Source organism: Streptomyces neyagawaensis (genome assembly GCF_023516595.1).
In the GTDB taxonomy this organism is placed as follows: Bacteria; Actinomycetota; Actinomycetes; order Streptomycetales; family Streptomycetaceae; genus Streptomyces; species Streptomyces neyagawaensis.
In genome coordinates, this window is the sequence record NZ_JAMGBG010000143.1 from 1 (window position 1) to 16,947 (window position 16,947).

A 16,947-nucleotide genomic window follows, 5' to 3' on the forward strand; every position below is an offset into this window, starting at 1 on the left:
AACCATCCGGCCGCTCAGGGGCCCGCCCGTCCGCTCACCGTCGCCGATGCGCTGGCCCTGCCCGTGCTGGCCGCCGGGCAGCCGCTGGTCGTGACCGGTGAGGCGGGCCTGGACCGGCCGGTCCGCTGGGTCCACATCACGGAGCTGACCGATCCCGCGTCCTTCCTGAAGGGCGGCGAACTCGTCCTCACCACCGGGATGCCGCTGCCGCAGGACACCGCCGGGGTGCGCCGGTACGTCGAGGAACTCGCCGACGTCGGGGCCGCGGCGCTGGTCATCGAACTCGTGCGCCGCTACCACCGCCCGCCGGACGCGCTGGTCGACGCCTGCCGTGTCCGGGGCCTGCCCCTCGTCACCCTGGCCAGGGACGTCAACTTCCTGGAGGTCACCCAGGTCGTGCACGCCCTGCTGCTCGGCAACCAGGCGGACGCGATGCGGCGCACCCAGCGCGTCCACGAGGCGTTCACCGCCCTCACCCTGCGCGGGGCCGGGCCGGAGGACGTGGTGCGTGCGGCGGCGGAGATGAGCGGCCGCACGGTCGTCCTGGAGAACCTGGTGCACCAGGCGCTGATCTGCGAGCCGTCCGGCGGCACCCTCGAGGAGGCGCTCACCGGCTGGGAACACCGCTCCCGGGCCACCGGGACGGGAGAGGGGACGGTGGTCCAGGGACCGGAGGGCTGGCTCACGGCGCCTGTCACGTACCAGGGGGAACGCTGGGGGCGGGTGGCGATGCTCCCGGCCGGGCCGGACGGGCCGGCCTTCGGGCCGGAGGACCGCACCGTGCTGGAGCGGACCGCCATGGCCCTGACCGTGGCCCGGCTCATCCACCCCACTCCGTGGGAGCACACCGCCCATCGCAACGCCCTGCGCGACCTGGTCGAACAGCGCCACCGCTCGGCGGAGGACGCCCGCGCCCGCTGTGCCGCGCTGGGGCTGCCCGCCGACCGGAGCCGCTTCGTCGCGGTCCTCGTGGACCTTCCCGCGGGCGGCGGGGGCCAGGAGGCCGAGGCCCGACTGCTCCAGGAGCTGCACGCCACCGGAGTCGCGGGGCTCGTCGGTGAGCTGGCCCCCGGCCGTGTCGGCGTCCTGCTGGCCCTGCGTCCGGCCCAGCCCTGGCGGCCGGTCGTCGAGCAGTTGTGCGGCGCCGTGCCCGGTGGGGAGCCCCGGCCGGTCGTGAGTGTCGGCTCCGAGGTCATGGATCTGGCCGACACCGCCCGTTCCTTCCGGGAGGCGGCCCGTGTCGCCGAGGCCACCCCCGGCGGCCTGCCCCTTCCCGAGGGACGGTCCTTCCACGAGCTGTCCGACATCGGTCTGCGGCGGCTGCTGTACGCCCTGCGTGAGGACACCCGGATCCAGGAGTACACCGAGCGGCAGCTCGGCCGGCTCATCGAGCACGACACCCAGCACGGCTCCGACCTGCTGACGACGCTGCGCCACTACCTCGACGCCGCCGGGAACAAGACGACCGCCGCGCGCCGGGGCGGCCTCGCCCGCGAGACCATGTACCAGCGTCTGCGGACCATCGAGCGGCTCCTCGGCCGGGACCTCGAATCCGGGGAGGAGCGCACCGAACTCCATGTGGCCCTCGCCGCGCTCGACGCGCTGCGGGCCCGGTGACGGCGGGACGCACCCCGTACTCCCCCCGTACTCACCCCCCGACTCACCCACTGCACCAGGGTTGTCAGGGGCATGGCCGCGCTCCTACAGTCCACAGCGGAACAGGAATTGGGAGCGCTCCCATCATGGCGGATTCACGGAGCGCCCGCGCGACCCCACCTTCCCGGCCGTACCTCCGAAAGAGGTCCCCCATGCGACCGTCACCACGTCTTCCGCGTTCTCTGCGCGGCCCGCTCGGCGCATTCGTCACCGCGCTCGTCACCGTCGCGGCACTCTTCGCCGCCACGCCCCAGGCCCAGGCCGACACGACGGTGTGCGAACAGTTCGGCTCGGCCGTCATCCAGGGCCGGTACGTCGTCCAGAACAATCGCTGGGGCACCAACGAGCCCCAGTGCGTCACCACCACGGGCTCCGGTTTCCGGGTCAGCCGGGCCGACGGCTCGGTCCCGACCAACGGCGCGCCGAAGTCGTACCCCTCCGTGTTCAACGGCTGCCACTACACCAACTGCTCGCCGGGGACGAACCTCCCCGCGCAGCTCTCCCGTATCTCGAGCGCGCCGAGCAGCATCTCGTACGGGTACGTCGGCGACGCGGTCTACAACGCCTCGTACGACATCTGGCTGGACCCGACACCTCGGACCGACGGGGTGAACCGGACCGAGATCATGATCTGGCTCAACAAGGTGGGCCCCATCCAGCCCATCGGCTCGCAGGTCGGCACCGCCACCGTGGGCGGGCGCAGTTGGCAGGTGTGGCAGGGCGGCAACGGCACCAACGACGTGCTGTCCTTCGTCGCCCCGTCGGCCATCGGCAGCTGGAGCTTCGACGTGATGGACTTCGTCCGGCAGGCCGTGTCCCGCGGGATGGCGCAGAACAGCTGGTATCTGACGAGTGTTCAGGCCGGTTTCGAGCCCTGGCAGAACGGGACGGGGCTGTCCGTGAACTCGTTCTCCTCCACCGTCGAGACGGGCGGCGGGCCCGGCGGTCCGGGCAGTCCGGGCGGTGGCTCCGGGTGCGCGGTGTCGTACGCGACGAACGTGTGGCCGGGCGGGTTCACCGCGAACGTCACGGTCTCCAACACCGGTTCGTCGCCCGTCGACGGCTGGCGGCTCGCCTTCACCCTGCCCTCCGGTCAGCAGATCACCGGAGCCTGGAGCGCGTCCGTGTCCCCGTCGTCGGGTTCCGTCACGGCGAGCGGCCTGGCGCACAACGCGAGCATCTCCCCCGGCGGCAGTCAGACGTTCGGCTTCCAGGGCACCTACAGCGGCACCTTCGCCTCGCCGGGCGCGTTCAGTCTGAACGGCACGGCCTGCACCAGGGCGTGACACGACCGGCGCCGGACGCTCGTACGGCGTCCGGCGCCGGCCGGTAGTGGTCGGCCGGTCACAGCCGACCGGTCACGGTCGGGCGGCCCACCGTGGCCGGCCCGCCCCCTGGGGCAGGGCGCCGTGGTCTAACCGAACTGGGTGAAGAACTTCCAGATCTCGCCCGGCAGCCAGGTCCGGGAGCCGCTGTCACCGCCACGTCCGTCCTGCGGCGCGGCAATGTGCCCCTCGTCGAAGGCTGCCCAGGCGACCGGGTACCCGGCGGCGCATCCCGAGTAGGTGGTGACCCGGTGCTGGAGGCTGCCCTGCGCCGGCTCGGGCGGGTTCTGGGCGGCGCAGCCGTTGTTCCTGACGAACCTGTCCCGCATCGACCGTCCGCCGGAGATGTTCAGGACGCTGTCCCTGAGGCCGTGCACACCGAGGTAGGCGATGCGCTGGTTGCCGCCGTTGCATCCGCTGAGGACGCCGCCGCTCTGGACGGCGACCGCGCGGAAGACGTTCGCGCGGGAGCACGCGATCGAGTAGGACATGGCGCCGCCGTAGCTGAAGCCGAGGGCGAAGCGCTGTGTCGTCTCGACGCACAGGGCCCCTTCGATCCGCCTGAGCATGTCGTCGACGAGGGTGATGTCCTCGCCGTTGGAATTGGCCCAGCCATTGTTGAGACCCTGGGGCGCGACGAAGATCGTGCTGTTGTTCGCCAGCCGCTGGAGCCCGTAGTACGCCCAGGTGCCGGTCTCCACGGTGCGGCCCGTGGCGACGTCGTTGGAGGTGCCGCCCAGCCAGTGGAAGCCGAAGACCAGCCGGTAGGCGCGGTTGCGGTCGTAGCCGTCCGGGACCCGCAGGATGAAGTTCCGGTTCTTGCCGCTGCTCTGGATCGTGTGGGTACCGCTGGCCAGGCCGGGCGCCTTGCCGCAGCCGGGGCTCCCGGCGGCCTCCCGGGCGGGTCCGGCGGCGGGGCCGGAGGCCGCGAGCGCGGAGCCCACGCCGGGGCCTGCGGTCAGGGCCGTGCCGGCCATGGTCAGGACGAGCAGGACCGCGACCACGGCGGGCCGTAAGAGGTTCTTTGTCCTGGTGATCATGCGACTCCCTCTGTCTCGGAATACGGCTGTGCGGGGTGAGCGGGGCCGATGCGGGCACCGCGCGCGTCCGTGAGCGTCTCACCGCCGAAGCGGTCACGGACCGATGAGTGTCGTGCACCTGACACAGATAAAACGGGCGCAAGATTCGAGCTTGTTCACGATCGAACCACATCGGCCGCCCGGTGGTAGTCCCGGAGCATAGAGAGGCGGCGGTACATGTCAACACCTCTCGACCGACGCACCTCGCGCCCCATCCGCTCGATTTCAGCCCCTGACCGAGCGAAAGATTTCGAGTTCAAATGCGAATCATGCGAGGGGTATTGACTCGGTTCATCGCGCTCCTATCATCCAAAGTGCTCGATGAGTCGGCTGGTGTCCGAGAGGGCGAACGGGGTTGACCCTCCCGGTCGCCGCACACCGCGAGAAGAGACAGAGCACCCCCACGCACGCGCACATCGCCGCACCCGCACCGCGCTCCGGCGCAAGCCCCCCACCGCCCGGCCGCAGGCGGTTCGCCCGCCACCCCCAACGGCCCGGCCACACAAGGAGACCGACATGGATATGTCATGCCCTCGTCACCAGTGGGGCCGTCGTCGAGCGCTGACGGCGGCCGCCGGACTGGCGTCGGGTGCCTTCCTCCCCCTGACCGCGGCAGCCCGCGGCATCGCCGCCGAGGGGCCGGACGGCGCCGCGGCGAACTTCACCAACCCGGTCGTCTGGCAGGACTTCGCCGACATCGACGTCATCCGCGTCGGCGACACGTACTACGCCTCGGCCTCGACGATGCACTACTCGCCGGGCGCCCCCGTCCTGCGCTCGTACGACCTGGTGAACTGGGAGATCGCCGGCCACTCGGTGCCGAGCCTCGACTTCGGTGCCAAGTACGACCTGAACGGCGGCCGCGGGTACGTCCGGGGCATCTGGGCATCGTCGCTGGCCCACCGGCCGAGCAACGGGACCTTCTACTGGCTCGGCCAGATCGACTTCGCCAGGACGTACATCTACACGGCCACCGCCGCCGAGGGACCGTGGAACAGGCTCACCACCATCAACACGCCGTACTACGACGCCGGGCTGCTCGTCGACACCGACGACACCCTGTACGTGGCGTACGGCAACACGACGATCAGCGTGGCGCAGCTGTCGCCCGACGGGCGCACCCAGGTCCGTACCCAGCAGGTGTTCACGACCCCGTCGAGCGTCGGCACCCTGGAGGGCTCCCGCTTCTACAAGATCAACGGGCAGTACTACATCTTCCTGACCCGCCCCGCGAACGGCCAGTACATCCTCAAGTCGTCCAGCGGACCCTTCGGTCCGTACACCATGCGTCAGGTCCTCCTCGACCTGCGCGGGCCGATCCCGGGCGGGGGCGTCCCGCACCAGGGCGGGCTGGTGCGGACGCAGAGCGGCGCCTGGTACTACCTGGCGTTCGTGGACGCGTACCCGGGCGGCCGGGTGCCGGCGCTGGCGCCCATCACCTGGACCCCGGACGGCTGGCCCGTGGTGCAGTTGGTGAACGGCGCGTGGGGCGCCTCGTATCCGGCCCCGGTGGTGCCCGCCCCGCCCCGCCAGGTCACCCCCATGATCGGCGTGGACACCTTCGACGGGACGACCCTCAAGCCGAAGTGGGAGTGGAACCACAACCCCGACAACACCAAGTGGTCGGTGAACAACGGCCTCACCCTGCGGACGGCGACGGTCACCAACGACCTGTACTGGGCCCGCAACACGCTCACGCACCGCATCCAGGGCCCGACCTCCACCGCCACGGTCCAGCTCGACCACTCGGCGATGCGGGACGGCGACCGGGCCGGACTCGCGCTGCTGCGGGACTCCTCCGCGTGGATCGGGCTCAAGCGGGACGGCGGCGTGACCCGGCTGGTGATGGTGGACGGGCTGACGATGGACGGCAGTTGGAACACCACCGGCACGGGTGTGGAGCGGGCGAGCGCGAACGCGCCCGGCGGCCGCGTCTGGCTGCGGGCCACCGCCGACATCCGTCCCGGAGCGCCCCGGCCCGCCACCTTCTCCTACAGCACCGACGGCGTCACCTTCACCCGCCTTGGTCCCGCCTTCTCCATGGGCAACGACTGGCGCTTCTTCATGGGCTACCGGTTCGCCCTCTTCAACCACGCCACGCAGGCACTGGGCGGCGCCGTCCGCGTCACGCGGTTCGAGCTGTCCACGCCCTGAGGCCGTCGCACCCGCAACACCATCACCCGCACCCCACCCGCACCCGACCGTACGAGGAGAACGATGAACCCGTCGAAACGGCTCGGCCGGCGCCGCGCCTCGGTCCTGGGCCTGGCAGCCGTCGTGTCCCTGGTGACCCCCGGCATCGCGAACGGCGCGGACCGCGCCCCTGACGCGCCGAGGGCCAGCACGCTGGGCGCCCAGGCGGCCCAGTCCGGACGGTACTTCGGCACTGCCGTGGCCGCGGGCCGGCTCGGCGACGGCCAGTACACCGGCATCCTGGACCGTGAGTTCAACCAGGTCACCCCCGAGAACGAGATGAAGTGGGACGCGACCGAGCGCAGCCGCGGCCAGTTCACCTTCGGCTCCGCCGACCAGATCGTGAACCGCGCGGCGTCCCGCGGTCAGAAGGTCCGCGGTCACACCCTGGTGTGGCACTCCCAGCTGCCCGGCTGGGTCAGCTCCATCAGGGACGCGAACACGCTGCGCAGCGTGATGAACAACCACATCACCACTGTGGCGGGCCGCTACAAGGGCCGCATCCACTCCTGGGACGTGGTCAACGAGGCCTTCGCCGACGGCGGCAGCGGCCAGATGCGCAGCTCCGTCTTCCGGGACGTGCTGGGCACCGGCTTCATCGAGGAGGCGTTCCGCACGGCCCGGTCCGCCGATCCGTCGGCCAAGCTCTGCTACAACGACTACAACATCGAGGACTGGAACGCCGCGAAGACGCAGGGCGTCTACCGCATGGTGCGCGACTTCAAGGCGCGCGGCGTGCCCATCGACTGCGTGGGTCTCCAGTCCCACTTCGGTGCCGGCGGCCCTCCCGGCAGCTTCCAGACGACGCTGTCGAGCTTCGCCGCGCTCGGGGTGGACGTACAGATCACCGAGCTGGACATCGCGCAGGCCCCGCCGAACGCGTACGCCAACACGGTCAGGGCCTGTCTGAATGTGGCGCGCTGCACCGGCATCACGGTGTGGGGCATCCGCGACAGCGACTCGTGGCGCAGCGGCGAGAACCCGCTCCTGTTCGACCGCGGCGGCAACAAGAAGCAGGCGTACGGGTCCACGCTCACCACGATGGGCGGCACGCCCTGACCTCAGGGGTCGACCGCCGGGGCGCACCGGACCGGCTCCGGTGCGCCGACGCCGGATGCTGACGGCCGCGGGCTCCCGGCGTGGTGCGCCGGGGGCCCGTCCGTCGTGGTCGGCCCGTGGAACGGGGGAAGGCCCCTCCGCCCGGGGGCGGCGGAGGGGCGCCCGCCGGCGTCGGAGGACGTCCGCTCAGGGGCCGGTGTCCTCCGCCGCTTCACGCCGGCGGTGTGGGGGGACCTTGTTCAGGCCGCCTCGTGTGCGCGGCATGGCCCATCCCATCGCGCCGGCGGCGCGCCGTCACTCCGCCGATCGGCGGGGGAACCCCCGCCTGTCGGCCGGGGTTCGTGCCCCGGAGCCGTCTCCGACCGGTCAGAGGGCCGTGAACGTCCACTGGAGGTTGGTGCTGCTGCCGTTCGTCCACTGCTTGGTGACGGAGCCGGAGGAGACGTTGCCCCCTCCGTCGAGGACCAGGCCGGTGGCGCGGTTGGCGATGGTGTAGCGGTCACCGCCCCGGTTCGTGATCTTCCACTGCTGGTTGGAGCTGCCGCTCCAGGACGCCTGTCTGGCCGCGGAGCCGTCGGAGGTGGCGCCCCAGCCGTCGGCGACCATGCCGTTGGTGCGGTTGACCAGCCGGTAGTAGCCGCCCGCGATCGGCTCGGCGTGCCACTGGAGGTTGTTGTGGCCGTCCCACGTCCACTGCTTGAGGTTGGACCCGGAAGCGACATCGCCGCCGCTGTCCAGGGCCAGGCCGTTGGTGACGTTGGTGATCCGGAAGTACGTCGCCGGATTGAACTGGACCCTCAGGGAGGTGATCTGGTCGTTGTTGCCGGTGTTCCTCAGGTCGGGGTTGTTGGCGGTGAACGTCCACGAGGTGCCGGTGAAGTTGTCTCCCGAGTATCCGATCACCTGGTGGCCCGGACCCAGGCGGAGGGAGGAGATGGTGCGTGTGCTCAGTCCGGCCGCGGTCAGGTCGGCGGCGGCGTAGTCGCCGAGGGCCAACGGGGCGGAGTTGCCGGAGTAGTTGACGTCGGAGAAGGCGATGGCGCCGGCGGGCGGCGCCACGGCCGGGATGGTGCCGGAGAAGGAGAGCTTCAGGACGTAGGCGTTGGCGCTGTAGGGCGCGGAGGACGGCAGGGCGACCGTGAGACCGGAGGAGTTCTGCGTCGGTGCGGGCAGGTCGATGGTGGTGCCGGCGGTGGAGCCGAGCAGCTTCACCGAGGTCAGCGAGGAGAGGTTGATGCGGTCCGAGCTGAGCGTCTTGATGGTCAGCGAGCTGCCGGGCCAGCCCAGGACGGTGGCGTACAGGACGTTGTCGGCCTTGTTGCGGGTGAAGCGGATGTCCTGCGCCGTGCCGGCCGTCGGATTGGTGAAGGCACCACCGCCCATCTTCGTCGGGCCCTCGCCGTAGACCGTCCAGGCACGGGTCGCGTAGATCGACTCGCCGAAGCGCTTCAGGTGGTCGCCCATGCCGAGCAGGATGTCCTTCTGCGCCTGCGGGATGGTTCCGTCGGCCATCGGCGCGATGTTGAGCAGCACGTTGCCGTTCTTGCTCACACGGTCGATGAACGAGTGCAGCATCTGCTTGATGCTGTAGTAGCCGATGCCCTGCGTGTAGCACCAGCTGCTGCTGGAGATGCTGTCGTCGGTCAGCCAGTACGGAGTGGTGAGGTCGGCCGGGCCGCCGCGCTCGTAGTCGAAGACCTCGCCCTTGCCGTTCATGCCGTCCTTGTAGGTGGCGACGACCTCACGGCCCCAGCTGTTGGCCTGGTTGTAGTAGTACGCCAGGAAGTTGAGGCGCTGCTGCTCGGCGACGGCGTCCAGATTGAAGTCCTGCCACAGGATGTCGGGCTGGGCGCGGTCGATGACCTCCTTGAGCTTGTCGTACCAGAGCTGGTTCTCCGCGGTCGAACCCAGCTGGCCGTAGAGCTTCTTGAGGCTGGGGTCCGTCTGCGCGGGGGCGGCCTCGTAGAAGCCGGTGAAGTTGTACGCGTGGTGCATGGCCACCAGCAGCTTCAGGCCCTTGGCACGGATGGCCGTGGAGAACAGCTTCAGCAGGTCAAGACCTGGGCCCTTCTTCACGGAGTTCCACTCGTTGACCTGGCTGTCCCACATGGAGAAACCGTCATGGTGCTCGGCGACGGGGCCCGCGAACCTGGCCCCGGCGTCGACGAACAGCTGCACCCACTCCTCGGGGTCGAACTTCCCGCCGGCGGACTTCAGCTTCGGCGCGAACTGCACGAAGTTGCCCGCCAGGTCCTGAGCACCGTTGATGAAGTTGTGGTACGGCCACGCCGAGGGCTGGCCGTAGGTCGCGATGTGGTGCTGGTTGGCGGAGTCGCCGGCCCGGTACATGTTGCGCGGGTACCACTCGTTGCCGAACGCCGGGACGCTGAAGACGCCCCAGTGGAAGTAGATGCCGAACTTCGCGTCCTGGAACCACTCGGGGGCCGGCGGGTGCTGGTCGACCGAATTCCAGTCGGGTGTGTAGGTGCTGGGCGCGGCCTGGGCCACGCCGGCGCCGAGGACACCTCCGGCGACGGCCGCGGCGGCCACCCAGGTGGCCCCGGCCAGAAGCCGGCGTCTGCTGATCGAACTCGACATGGTCACATCCCTGATGCGGAGGGGGAGGGGGGGAATGCGGGGGAACACGGTCGAAGTTCGGGCACGTCGCCTCTTGATGTCAACGGGCGTGCAGGGATGAAAAGCATTGGAGGGGAGCTACATCACCCCTGATTGTTGCGCTATGTCCCGCTATGCACAGGGGCAGACATGGTATGTATTCGCTCCCGGCCCCGGCGCGTCCGCAAGGACCCGCCAGCCACATTCATGGGATGGATCTTGTACGCAGTAGGCCACCCTCCTCGTCAGGGCACCCTCTGAGCTGCCCATTTCTCAGGACTTACGCAAGAGGCTGGACAGCCGGGCCGGAACGAGCCTATAAAGACATCCCATCTCTACTCCGCCGCGATACACGGATGTCGTCGAGGCGAAACATCTCCCGCTACGGGACCAGCGCGAGGAAGCCCTCATGAGACTCAGAACAGCCCTCTGTTCCGCCGTATCCGCCCTGTCCGCACTGGCGTTGCTCAGTGCGTGCAGCAGTGGCTCCACCGACTCCTCGGCGTCGGGCGGCAAGCCGCTGGTCGGCGTCGACTACCCGCGCTCCGACACCGACTTCTGGAACTCGTACATCAAGTACACGCCGGAGTACGCCAAGGAGCTGGGCCTCTCCCTCAAGACCACCAACTCGCAGAACGACGTCGCCAAGCTCACCGCCAACGCGCAGACCTTCATCAGCCAGGGCGTCAAGGGCCTCGCGATGGCCCCGCAGGACACCGCCGCCATCGCCCCGAGCCTGGCTCAGCTGGAGGCGAAGAAGATCCCCGTCGTCACGGTCGACACCCGCCCCGACAGCGGCAAGGTGTTCATGGTGGTGCGCGCCGACAACCGCGCCTACGGCGAGAAGGCCTGCCAGTTCCTCGGCACGAAGCTCGGCGGCAAGGGCAAGGTCGTGATGCTTCAGGGCGGTCTGGACTCCATCAACGGCCGTGACCGCACCGAGGCGTTCAACGAGTGCATGAAGAAGAACTACCCGGACATCACGGTGTTCGGCGAGGCCACCAACTGGGACGGCGCGGTCGCCGCGCAGAAGCTCCAGACCCGGCTGACCCAGCACCCGGACATCAAGGGCATCTACATGCAGTCCAGCTTCGCGCTGTCCGGGACGCTGCAGGTCCTCAAGCAGAAGGGTTTGCTGGTGGACCCGATGGACAAGAAGCACGTGTTCGTCGTGTCCAACGACGGCATCCCCGAGGAGCTGAAGTCCATAGGCGCGGGCAAGATCGACGCCACGGTGTCCCAGCCGGCCGACCTGTACGCCAAGTACGCCCTGTACTACCTCAAGGCCGCGATCGACGGGAAGACGTTCAAGCCCGGCAAGACCGACCACGACAGCACCATCATCAAGGTCCGCGACGGCCTGCTGGAGGACCAGCTCTCCGCCCCGCTCGTCACCGCCGACGGCAGCTCCTACGGCGGTGTGCCCAGCGTCAAGAGCGACGACAAGTCGCTGTGGGGCAACAACCTCGGCTGATCCCTCACCCGAATGCGAAGGCCACGAGAACAAGGCGGTTGAGATGAGCGACGGGGAGCGGACAGTCACCCCCGCGCCCGCCCCGGCGGACGGCGGACGGGCCCCCTCGGACCCGCCCGTCGTCGAGGCGGCGGGCATAGTCAAACGATTCGGGCCGACCGTGGCCCTCGACGGCGCCCGGATCACCATCCGGCCCGGCGAGACCCACGCCCTCGTCGGCCGCAACGGAGCCGGCAAGTCGACCCTGGTGTCGGTCCTCACCGGTCTCCAGGCCCCCGACGAGGGAACGGTGACCTTCGGCGGGCAGCCCGCTCCCCGGCTCAGCGACCGGGACGCCTGGCGGCGCCACGTGGCCTGCGTCTATCAGAAGTCGACCATCATCCCCACCCTGACGGTCGCCGAGAACCTCTTCCTGAACCGGCACGACCGGGCCCGCGGCCGGCTCATCAGCTGGCAGGCCACCCGTCGCCGCGCACAGGAACTGCTGTCGACCTGGTCGGTGGACGTCGACCCACAGACCCCCGCCGGGGAACTGAGCGTCGAGCAACGGCAGTTCGTGGAGATCGCCCGGGCCCTGTCCTTCGGGGCGCGGTTCATCATCCTCGACGAGCCGACCGCGCAACTCGACGGTGCCGCCATCAACCGCCTCTTCGGCCGCATCCGCGACCTCCAGCGCCAGGGCGTCACCTTCCTCTTCATCAGCCACCATCTCCAGGAGATCTACGAGATCTGCGACATGGTGACGGTCTTCCGCGACGCCCGGCACATCGTGACGGCGCCGGTCGCGGACCTCGCCCGGACCGACCTCGTCGCCGCCATGACCGGCGAGGCCGCGACCGACCGGCGCACGGAACGGGCCGGCACCCTCGACGCCGCCGCCCCGGCCGCACTGCACGTCAACGCCCTGCGGGGCGACGGCTACGACGACGTCACCCTCCGGGTCGGGGCCGGCGAGATCGTCGGCCTCGCGGGCGCCGCCGGCAGCGGACGCACCGAGGTCGCCGAGACCGTCGTCGGCCTGAGGGCCGCGGCGGCGGGCGAGGTGGAGATCGCCGGGAGCCGCCCCCGGCCGGGCAGTGTGCCCGCGGCGCTCGCCGCCGGCGCCGGCTTCGTCCCCCAGGACCGGCACCACCAGGGCTTCGTACCGGACATGTCGATCGCGGACAACGCCACCCTGTCCGTGCCCCACCGGCTCGGCACGAACGGCTTCCTCAGCCGTGACCGACGGGACCGGCTGGCCGACAACATGATCGAGAAGCTGGCGATCAAGACACCGGGACCCGAGCTGCCCGTCTCCGCGCTGTCGGGCGGCAACCAGCAGAAGGTCGTCATGGCCCGCGCCCTCGCCGACGACCCCCGGCTGCTGGTCCTGATCAACCCGACCGCGGGCGTGGACGTGCGCTCCAAGGAGTTCCTCCTCGGCAAGGTCGAGGAGACCGCGGAGACCGGCACGGGGGTGCTCATCGCCTCCGACGAACTCGACGACCTGCGTATGTGCGACCGGGTCCTGGTGATGTTCCAGGGCCGTGTGACCTCAGAGATCGCCCGCGGCTGGCACGACCACGAACTCGTGGCCGCGATGGAAGGAGTGGACCTCAATGCCTGAAACCGTCCTCGCGGACACAGCCGCCCAGGCCGTGGAACCCAAGCCCAGGCGGACGGCCCTGCTCGGCGGCCGGATCCCCCTGGCCCGGATGCGCGACCTCGCGCTGGTCCCGGCCATCGTGGTCATCGCGATCGTCGGACAGGTCGTCAACCCGGTCTTCCTGCAGGCCGACAACCTCGTCAACGTCCTGCAGACGATGTCCGAGATGGCCCTGCTGGTCCTCGCCCAGACGATGATCCTGATCGTCAAGAAGATGGACCTGTCGCTGGAGTCCACCATGGGCCTCGCGCCCGGAGTCGCGGCCTGGCTGGTGGTGCCGACCGGCGCCGGCCACGGACTCGGGCTGCTGCCCGGCGCCTGGGCCGTGCCCGTCACCCTCGCCGTGGGCGCGCTCGTCGGCGTGATCAACGCCCTGCTGATCATCCGGTTCGGCCTCAACGGCTTCATCGTCACCCTCGGCATGCTGATCGTGCTGCGCGGTGTCCTCACCGGCATCTCCGGCGGCCAGACCTTCTTCCAGCTGCCCGAGTCGATGCTCTACCTCGGCACCGCCGAATGGTTCGGGATGCCCGCCTCCATCTGGATCTGCCTGGCGCTGTTCGCTGTCGCGATCGTCGTCCTCGGCTGGACCGGTTTCGGCCGGTCGCTGTACGCGATCGGCGGCAACGTCGACGCGGCGAAGGCGGCGGGCATCCGCACCGACCGGGTGCTGTGGATCGTCATCGTCGCCGGCAGTGTGCTCGCCGCGCTCGCCGGGCTGATGCTCTCCGGGCGTCTCGCCTCGGTCGCCTCCGCGCAGGGCAACGGCTACATCTTCACCGTCTTCGCCGCCGCCGTCATCGGTGGGATCAGCCTCAACGGCGGCAAGGGCACCATGTTCGGCGCGTTCTGCGGCATCCTGCTGCTCTTCATGATCCAGAACGTGCTCACCCTCGCGGGGGTCCCCGCCCAGTGGATCGGCGCCCTCAACGGCCTGATCATCCTCGTCGCCCTCGCCATCTCCCGCATCACCGGCGGCAAGGTCCAGGAGTGACCCGGGCGGCCGTCGCCGGTCGCCCGACCTCCGCCGCGTTCACGTCTCGTCGCAGGGGGACCGATTCCCCCTTGCCCCTCACAGGAGTTGCCGCCCATGTCCTCCACCGTGCCCTCATCCGCCCGCATCACCGCCCTGGACGTCCTGGACGTGCGGTTCCCCACCTCCGAACACCTCGACGGCTCGGACGCCATGAACCCCGAGCCCGACTACTCCGCCGCGTACGTCGTCCTGCGCACCGACGCCGGTGACGAGCTGGAGGGGCACGCCCTGGCCTTCACCACCGGCCGCGGCAACGATGTCCAGGCCGCCGCCATCGCGGCCCTCGCACCCCATGTGGTCGGCCTGTCCGTCGAGGAGGTCTGCGGCGACCTCGGGGCCTTCTCCCGCTCCCTCGTGCACGACCCCCAACTGCGCTGGCTCGGCCCGGAGAAGGGCGCCATCCACATGGCGACCGGAGCCGTCGTCAACGCGGCCTGGGACCTCGCCGCCAAGCGGGCCGGGAAGCCCGTGTGGCGCTTCCTCGCCGAGATGACGCCCGAGGAACTGGTCGCCCAGGTCGACTTCCGCTGGCTGTCCGACGCCCTCACCCCCGAGGAGGCACTGGAGATCCTGCGCGGCGCCGAGCCGGGCCGCGAGGAGCGGATCGCCCACCTGCTGGAGCGGGGCTACCCCGCCTACACCACCACCCCCGGCTGGCTCGGCTACTCCGACGAGAAGCTGTCCCGCCTGGCGCGCGAGGCTGTCGCCGACGGCTTCACGCAGATCAAGCTGAAGGTCGGCGCGGACCTCCAGGACGACATTCGGCGCATGCGCACCGCCCGCGAGACCGTCGGCCCGGACATCCGCATCGCCGTCGACGCCAACCAGCGGTGGGACGTCCAGCCCGCCATCGACTGGATGCGCGAGCTGGCCCCCTACGACCCGTACTGGATCGAGGAGCCCACCTCCCCCGACGACATCCTCGGCCACGCCGCCGTCCGCAAGGCGCTCACCCCCATCAAGGTCGCCACCGGTGAACACGTCGCCAACCGGGTCGTGTTCAAGCAGCTCCTCCAGGCGGAGGCGGTGGACATCGTGCAGATCGACTCCGCGCGGGTCGGCGGGGTCAACGAGAACCTCGCGATCCTGCTGCTCGCCGCGAAGTTCGGCGTACCGGTGTGCCCGCACGCCGGCGGAGTGGGCCTGTGCGAGATGGTCCAGCACCTGTCGATGTTCGACTACGTCGCCGTCTCCGGCAGCACCGAGGACCGCGTCATCGAGTACGTCGACCATCTGCACGAGCACTTCGTCGACCCGGTGCGCATCGCCGACGGCAACTACCTGGCGCCGACGCTGCCGGGGCTCGGCGCGCAGATGCACCCCGCCTCCCTCAAGGAGTACACCTACCCCGACGGCCCGGTCTGGTCGGCCCGTGTCTGATGTGCCCGGGCTGGTCGACGCCCACCACCATGTGTGGGACCTCGACCGCCGTCCCCAGCCCTGGCTGAGCGAGCCGGGCCACGCACCGATCCACCGGACCTTCGGCACGGACGACCTGCGGGCGGCCGCGACCCGGCCGATCGCCGGGCGGCAGCTGCGGCGCACCGTCGTCGTCCAGTGCGTCCCGTCCGTGCCGGAGACCCGCGAACTGCTCGCGCTGGCCGAGCGGGACTCCCTGGTCGGCGCGGTCGTCGGCTGGGTCGACCTGACCGCACCGGCCGTCGGCGACGTCCTCGACGAGCTGCGGGCCGGTCCCGGTGGCGGGTGTCTGCGGGCCGTACGCCACCTCGTCCAGGGCGAGTCCGACCCCCGGTGGTTGCAACAGCCGTCCGTGGAGCGGTCGTTGCGTGCGCTGCGGGAGCGTGGGCTGGCGTACGACATCCTCATCCGTGATCACCAGTTCGACCAGGCGGTGCGGCTGGCCGAGCGTCTCCCCGAACTGCCGCTCGTCCTCGACCACGCGGGCAAACCGCCCATCGCCTCAGGTGAACTCGGCGCCTGGGCGCAGGGGTTGAGACGGCTCGCCACCCATCCGCAGGTGCGGTGCAAGGTCTCCGGTCTGGTCACGGAGGCCGACCACACGAAGTGGGGCGTCGAGGACATCCGGCCGGTGTGGGAGCTGCTGCTCTCGGTCTTCGGCCCGGACCGGCTGATGTTCGGCTCGGACTGGCCGGTCTGTGTCCTCGCCGGGGGCTGGGACGCGTGGGCCGCGGCCGTCGAGGAACTGCTCGACGGCTGCTCCGCGACCGAGACGGAGGCGATCCTCGCCGGCACCGCGACCGCCTTCTACCGCCTCGACCCCCTGGAACCACCCACCCCCGAGAGGAAGGAGGGCACTTCGTGCTGCTGACCCACCTGCTGCACCCCGGCATCCTCGAAGCGCTGGCCGGCGCCGGCCACGGCGCCCGTGTGCTGCTGGCCGACGGCCACTACCCGGCGAGCACCGCCACCGGCGACCGCGCCAGGACCGTGCACCTGAACCTGGCCCCCGGACTGCTGGACGTCACCACCGTCCTCGACGTCCTGCTGACCGCGCTGCCCGTGGAGTCGGCCCAGGTGATGGTGCCGCCCGAGGGCGAACCGGAACCGCCTGCCATCGCCGAGTACCGCGCGCGTCTGGCGCCCGCCCCCGTGGAGGCCCTCGACCGGTTCGCGTTCTACGACGCCGCCCGCTCCCCCGACCTCGCGCTCACCATCGTCACCGCCGACATCCGCACCTACGCCAACCTGCTGCTGACCATCGGCGTCCGCGCCGTAGAGACCACGGGAACACGATGACTCTCGCCGTCCGCTACACGGCTGCCCGCACCCTGGACACGGCTCCCGCCTTGAGCGTGGAGCCGGGCCCCGGCGAGGTGGTACTCGCCCCCGCCTACGTCGGTATCTGCGGCACCGACCTGCACATCTTCCACGGCGACATGGAC

Annotated in this window: 11 protein-coding genes and 2 pseudogenes; 11 read left to right on the forward strand and 2 right to left on the reverse strand. The window is 70.4% G+C overall.

All coding sequences use genetic code 11. The features are described from left to right. Together M8J73_RS37885 and M8J73_RS37890 are read left to right on the forward strand one after the other, a co-directional pair. On the forward strand, window positions 1–1,617 hold a 1,617-nt coding region (locus tag M8J73_RS37885; protein ID WP_249829641.1), incomplete at its 5' end, for a PucR family transcriptional regulator. A 191-nt stretch (window positions 1,618–1,808) separates the two neighbouring features. Continuing rightward, window positions 1,809–2,942 (forward strand): GH12 family glycosyl hydrolase domain-containing protein, encoded by a 1,134-nt coding sequence (locus tag M8J73_RS37890; protein ID WP_055539921.1) that lies wholly within the window; start codon window positions 1,809–1,811, stop codon window positions 2,940–2,942. 128 nt (window positions 2,943–3,070) lie between these two features. On the opposite strand, the gene M8J73_RS37895 is transcribed toward M8J73_RS37890, so the two are convergent. Next, window positions 3,071–4,021: a CE1 family esterase gene (locus M8J73_RS37895; protein WP_249829642.1), complete on the reverse strand. Its 951-nt coding sequence runs from the start codon at window positions 4,019–4,021 to the stop codon at window positions 3,071–3,073. A 561-nt stretch (window positions 4,022–4,582) separates the two neighbouring features. Between M8J73_RS37895 and M8J73_RS37900 the strand changes: the two genes are divergently transcribed. Together M8J73_RS37900 and M8J73_RS37905 are read left to right on the forward strand one after the other, a co-directional pair. Next, window positions 4,583–6,214, forward strand: a complete 1,632-nt coding sequence (locus M8J73_RS37900) for a glycoside hydrolase family 43 protein (protein ID WP_249829643.1) — start codon at window positions 4,583–4,585, stop codon at window positions 6,212–6,214. Between the two features lie 63 nt (window positions 6,215–6,277). Next, a pseudogene (locus tag M8J73_RS37905) lies at window positions 6,278–7,309 on the forward strand (glycoside hydrolase family 10 protein); the annotation flags it as partial. Window positions 7,310–7,678: 369 nt separating this feature from the next. Here the strand turns inward: M8J73_RS37905 and M8J73_RS37910 are convergent. Further along, entirely contained in the window at window positions 7,679–9,910 is a 2,232-nt protein-coding gene (locus M8J73_RS37910; protein WP_063799251.1) for an alpha-L-fucosidase, read from the reverse strand. 427 nt (window positions 9,911–10,337) lie between these two features. Here M8J73_RS37910 and M8J73_RS37915 point away from each other — a divergent pair, with 427 nt between their 5' ends. The 7 genes and pseudogenes from M8J73_RS37915 to M8J73_RS37945 form a co-directional block, all read left to right on the forward strand. After that, window positions 10,338–11,402, forward strand: a complete 1,065-nt coding sequence (locus M8J73_RS37915) for a sugar ABC transporter substrate-binding protein (RefSeq protein ID WP_055542714.1) — start codon at window positions 10,338–10,340, stop codon at window positions 11,400–11,402. A 43-nt stretch (window positions 11,403–11,445) separates the two neighbouring features. Continuing rightward, complete coding sequence (locus M8J73_RS37920; RefSeq protein ID WP_055542713.1) at window positions 11,446–13,008, forward strand: sugar ABC transporter ATP-binding protein; 1,563 nt, start codon at window positions 11,446–11,448, stop codon at window positions 13,006–13,008. Further along, window positions 13,001–14,041, forward strand: coding sequence for an ABC transporter permease (locus M8J73_RS37925; protein ID WP_055542712.1), 1,041 nt, complete (start codon window positions 13,001–13,003; stop codon window positions 14,039–14,041). The genes M8J73_RS37920 and M8J73_RS37925 overlap by 8 nt, the downstream gene beginning before the upstream one ends. A gap of 96 nt (window positions 14,042–14,137) precedes the next feature. Next, entirely contained in the window at window positions 14,138–15,463 is a 1,326-nt protein-coding gene (locus tag M8J73_RS37930) for an L-fuconate dehydratase (protein ID WP_055542711.1), read from the forward strand. Beyond that, window positions 15,456–16,373 carry an amidohydrolase family protein gene (locus tag M8J73_RS37935; RefSeq protein ID WP_055542710.1) on the forward strand — a complete coding sequence of 306 codons (918 nt, stop codon included), beginning with the start codon at window positions 15,456–15,458 and terminating at the stop codon, window positions 16,371–16,373. The genes M8J73_RS37930 and M8J73_RS37935 overlap by 8 nt, the downstream gene beginning before the upstream one ends. Further along, window positions 16,364–16,801 carry an RbsD/FucU domain-containing protein gene (locus M8J73_RS37940; protein ID WP_055542709.1) on the forward strand — a complete coding sequence of 146 codons (438 nt, stop codon included), beginning with the start codon at window positions 16,364–16,366 and terminating at the stop codon, window positions 16,799–16,801. The genes M8J73_RS37935 and M8J73_RS37940 overlap by 10 nt, the downstream gene beginning before the upstream one ends. Then, window positions 16,798–16,947: pseudogene (locus M8J73_RS37945) on the forward strand (Zn-dependent alcohol dehydrogenase); the annotation flags it as partial. The gene M8J73_RS37940 and the pseudogene M8J73_RS37945, both read left to right, overlap by 4 nt.

What these genes read in the sequence shown, in the direction of transcription:
- M8J73_RS37890 (WP_055539921.1), top strand. Translation starts at nt 1,809, where the DNA reads ATGCGACCGTCACCACGTCTTCCGCGTTCTCTGCGCGGCCCGCTCGGC.
- M8J73_RS37895 (WP_249829642.1), bottom strand. Translation starts at nt 4,021, where the DNA reads ATGATCACCAGGACAAAGAACCTCTTACGGCCCGCCGTGGTCGCGGTC.
- M8J73_RS37900 (WP_249829643.1), top strand. Translation starts at nt 4,583, where the DNA reads ATGTCATGCCCTCGTCACCAGTGGGGCCGTCGTCGAGCGCTGACGGCG.
- M8J73_RS37910 (WP_063799251.1), bottom strand. Translation starts at nt 9,910, where the DNA reads ATGTCGAGTTCGATCAGCAGACGCCGGCTTCTGGCCGGGGCCACCTGG.
- M8J73_RS37915 (WP_055542714.1), top strand. Translation starts at nt 10,338, where the DNA reads ATGAGACTCAGAACAGCCCTCTGTTCCGCCGTATCCGCCCTGTCCGCA.
- M8J73_RS37920 (WP_055542713.1), top strand. Translation starts at nt 11,446, where the DNA reads ATGAGCGACGGGGAGCGGACAGTCACCCCCGCGCCCGCCCCGGCGGAC.
- M8J73_RS37925 (WP_055542712.1), top strand. Translation starts at nt 13,001, where the DNA reads ATGCCTGAAACCGTCCTCGCGGACACAGCCGCCCAGGCCGTGGAACCC.
- M8J73_RS37930 (WP_055542711.1), top strand. Translation starts at nt 14,138, where the DNA reads ATGTCCTCCACCGTGCCCTCATCCGCCCGCATCACCGCCCTGGACGTC.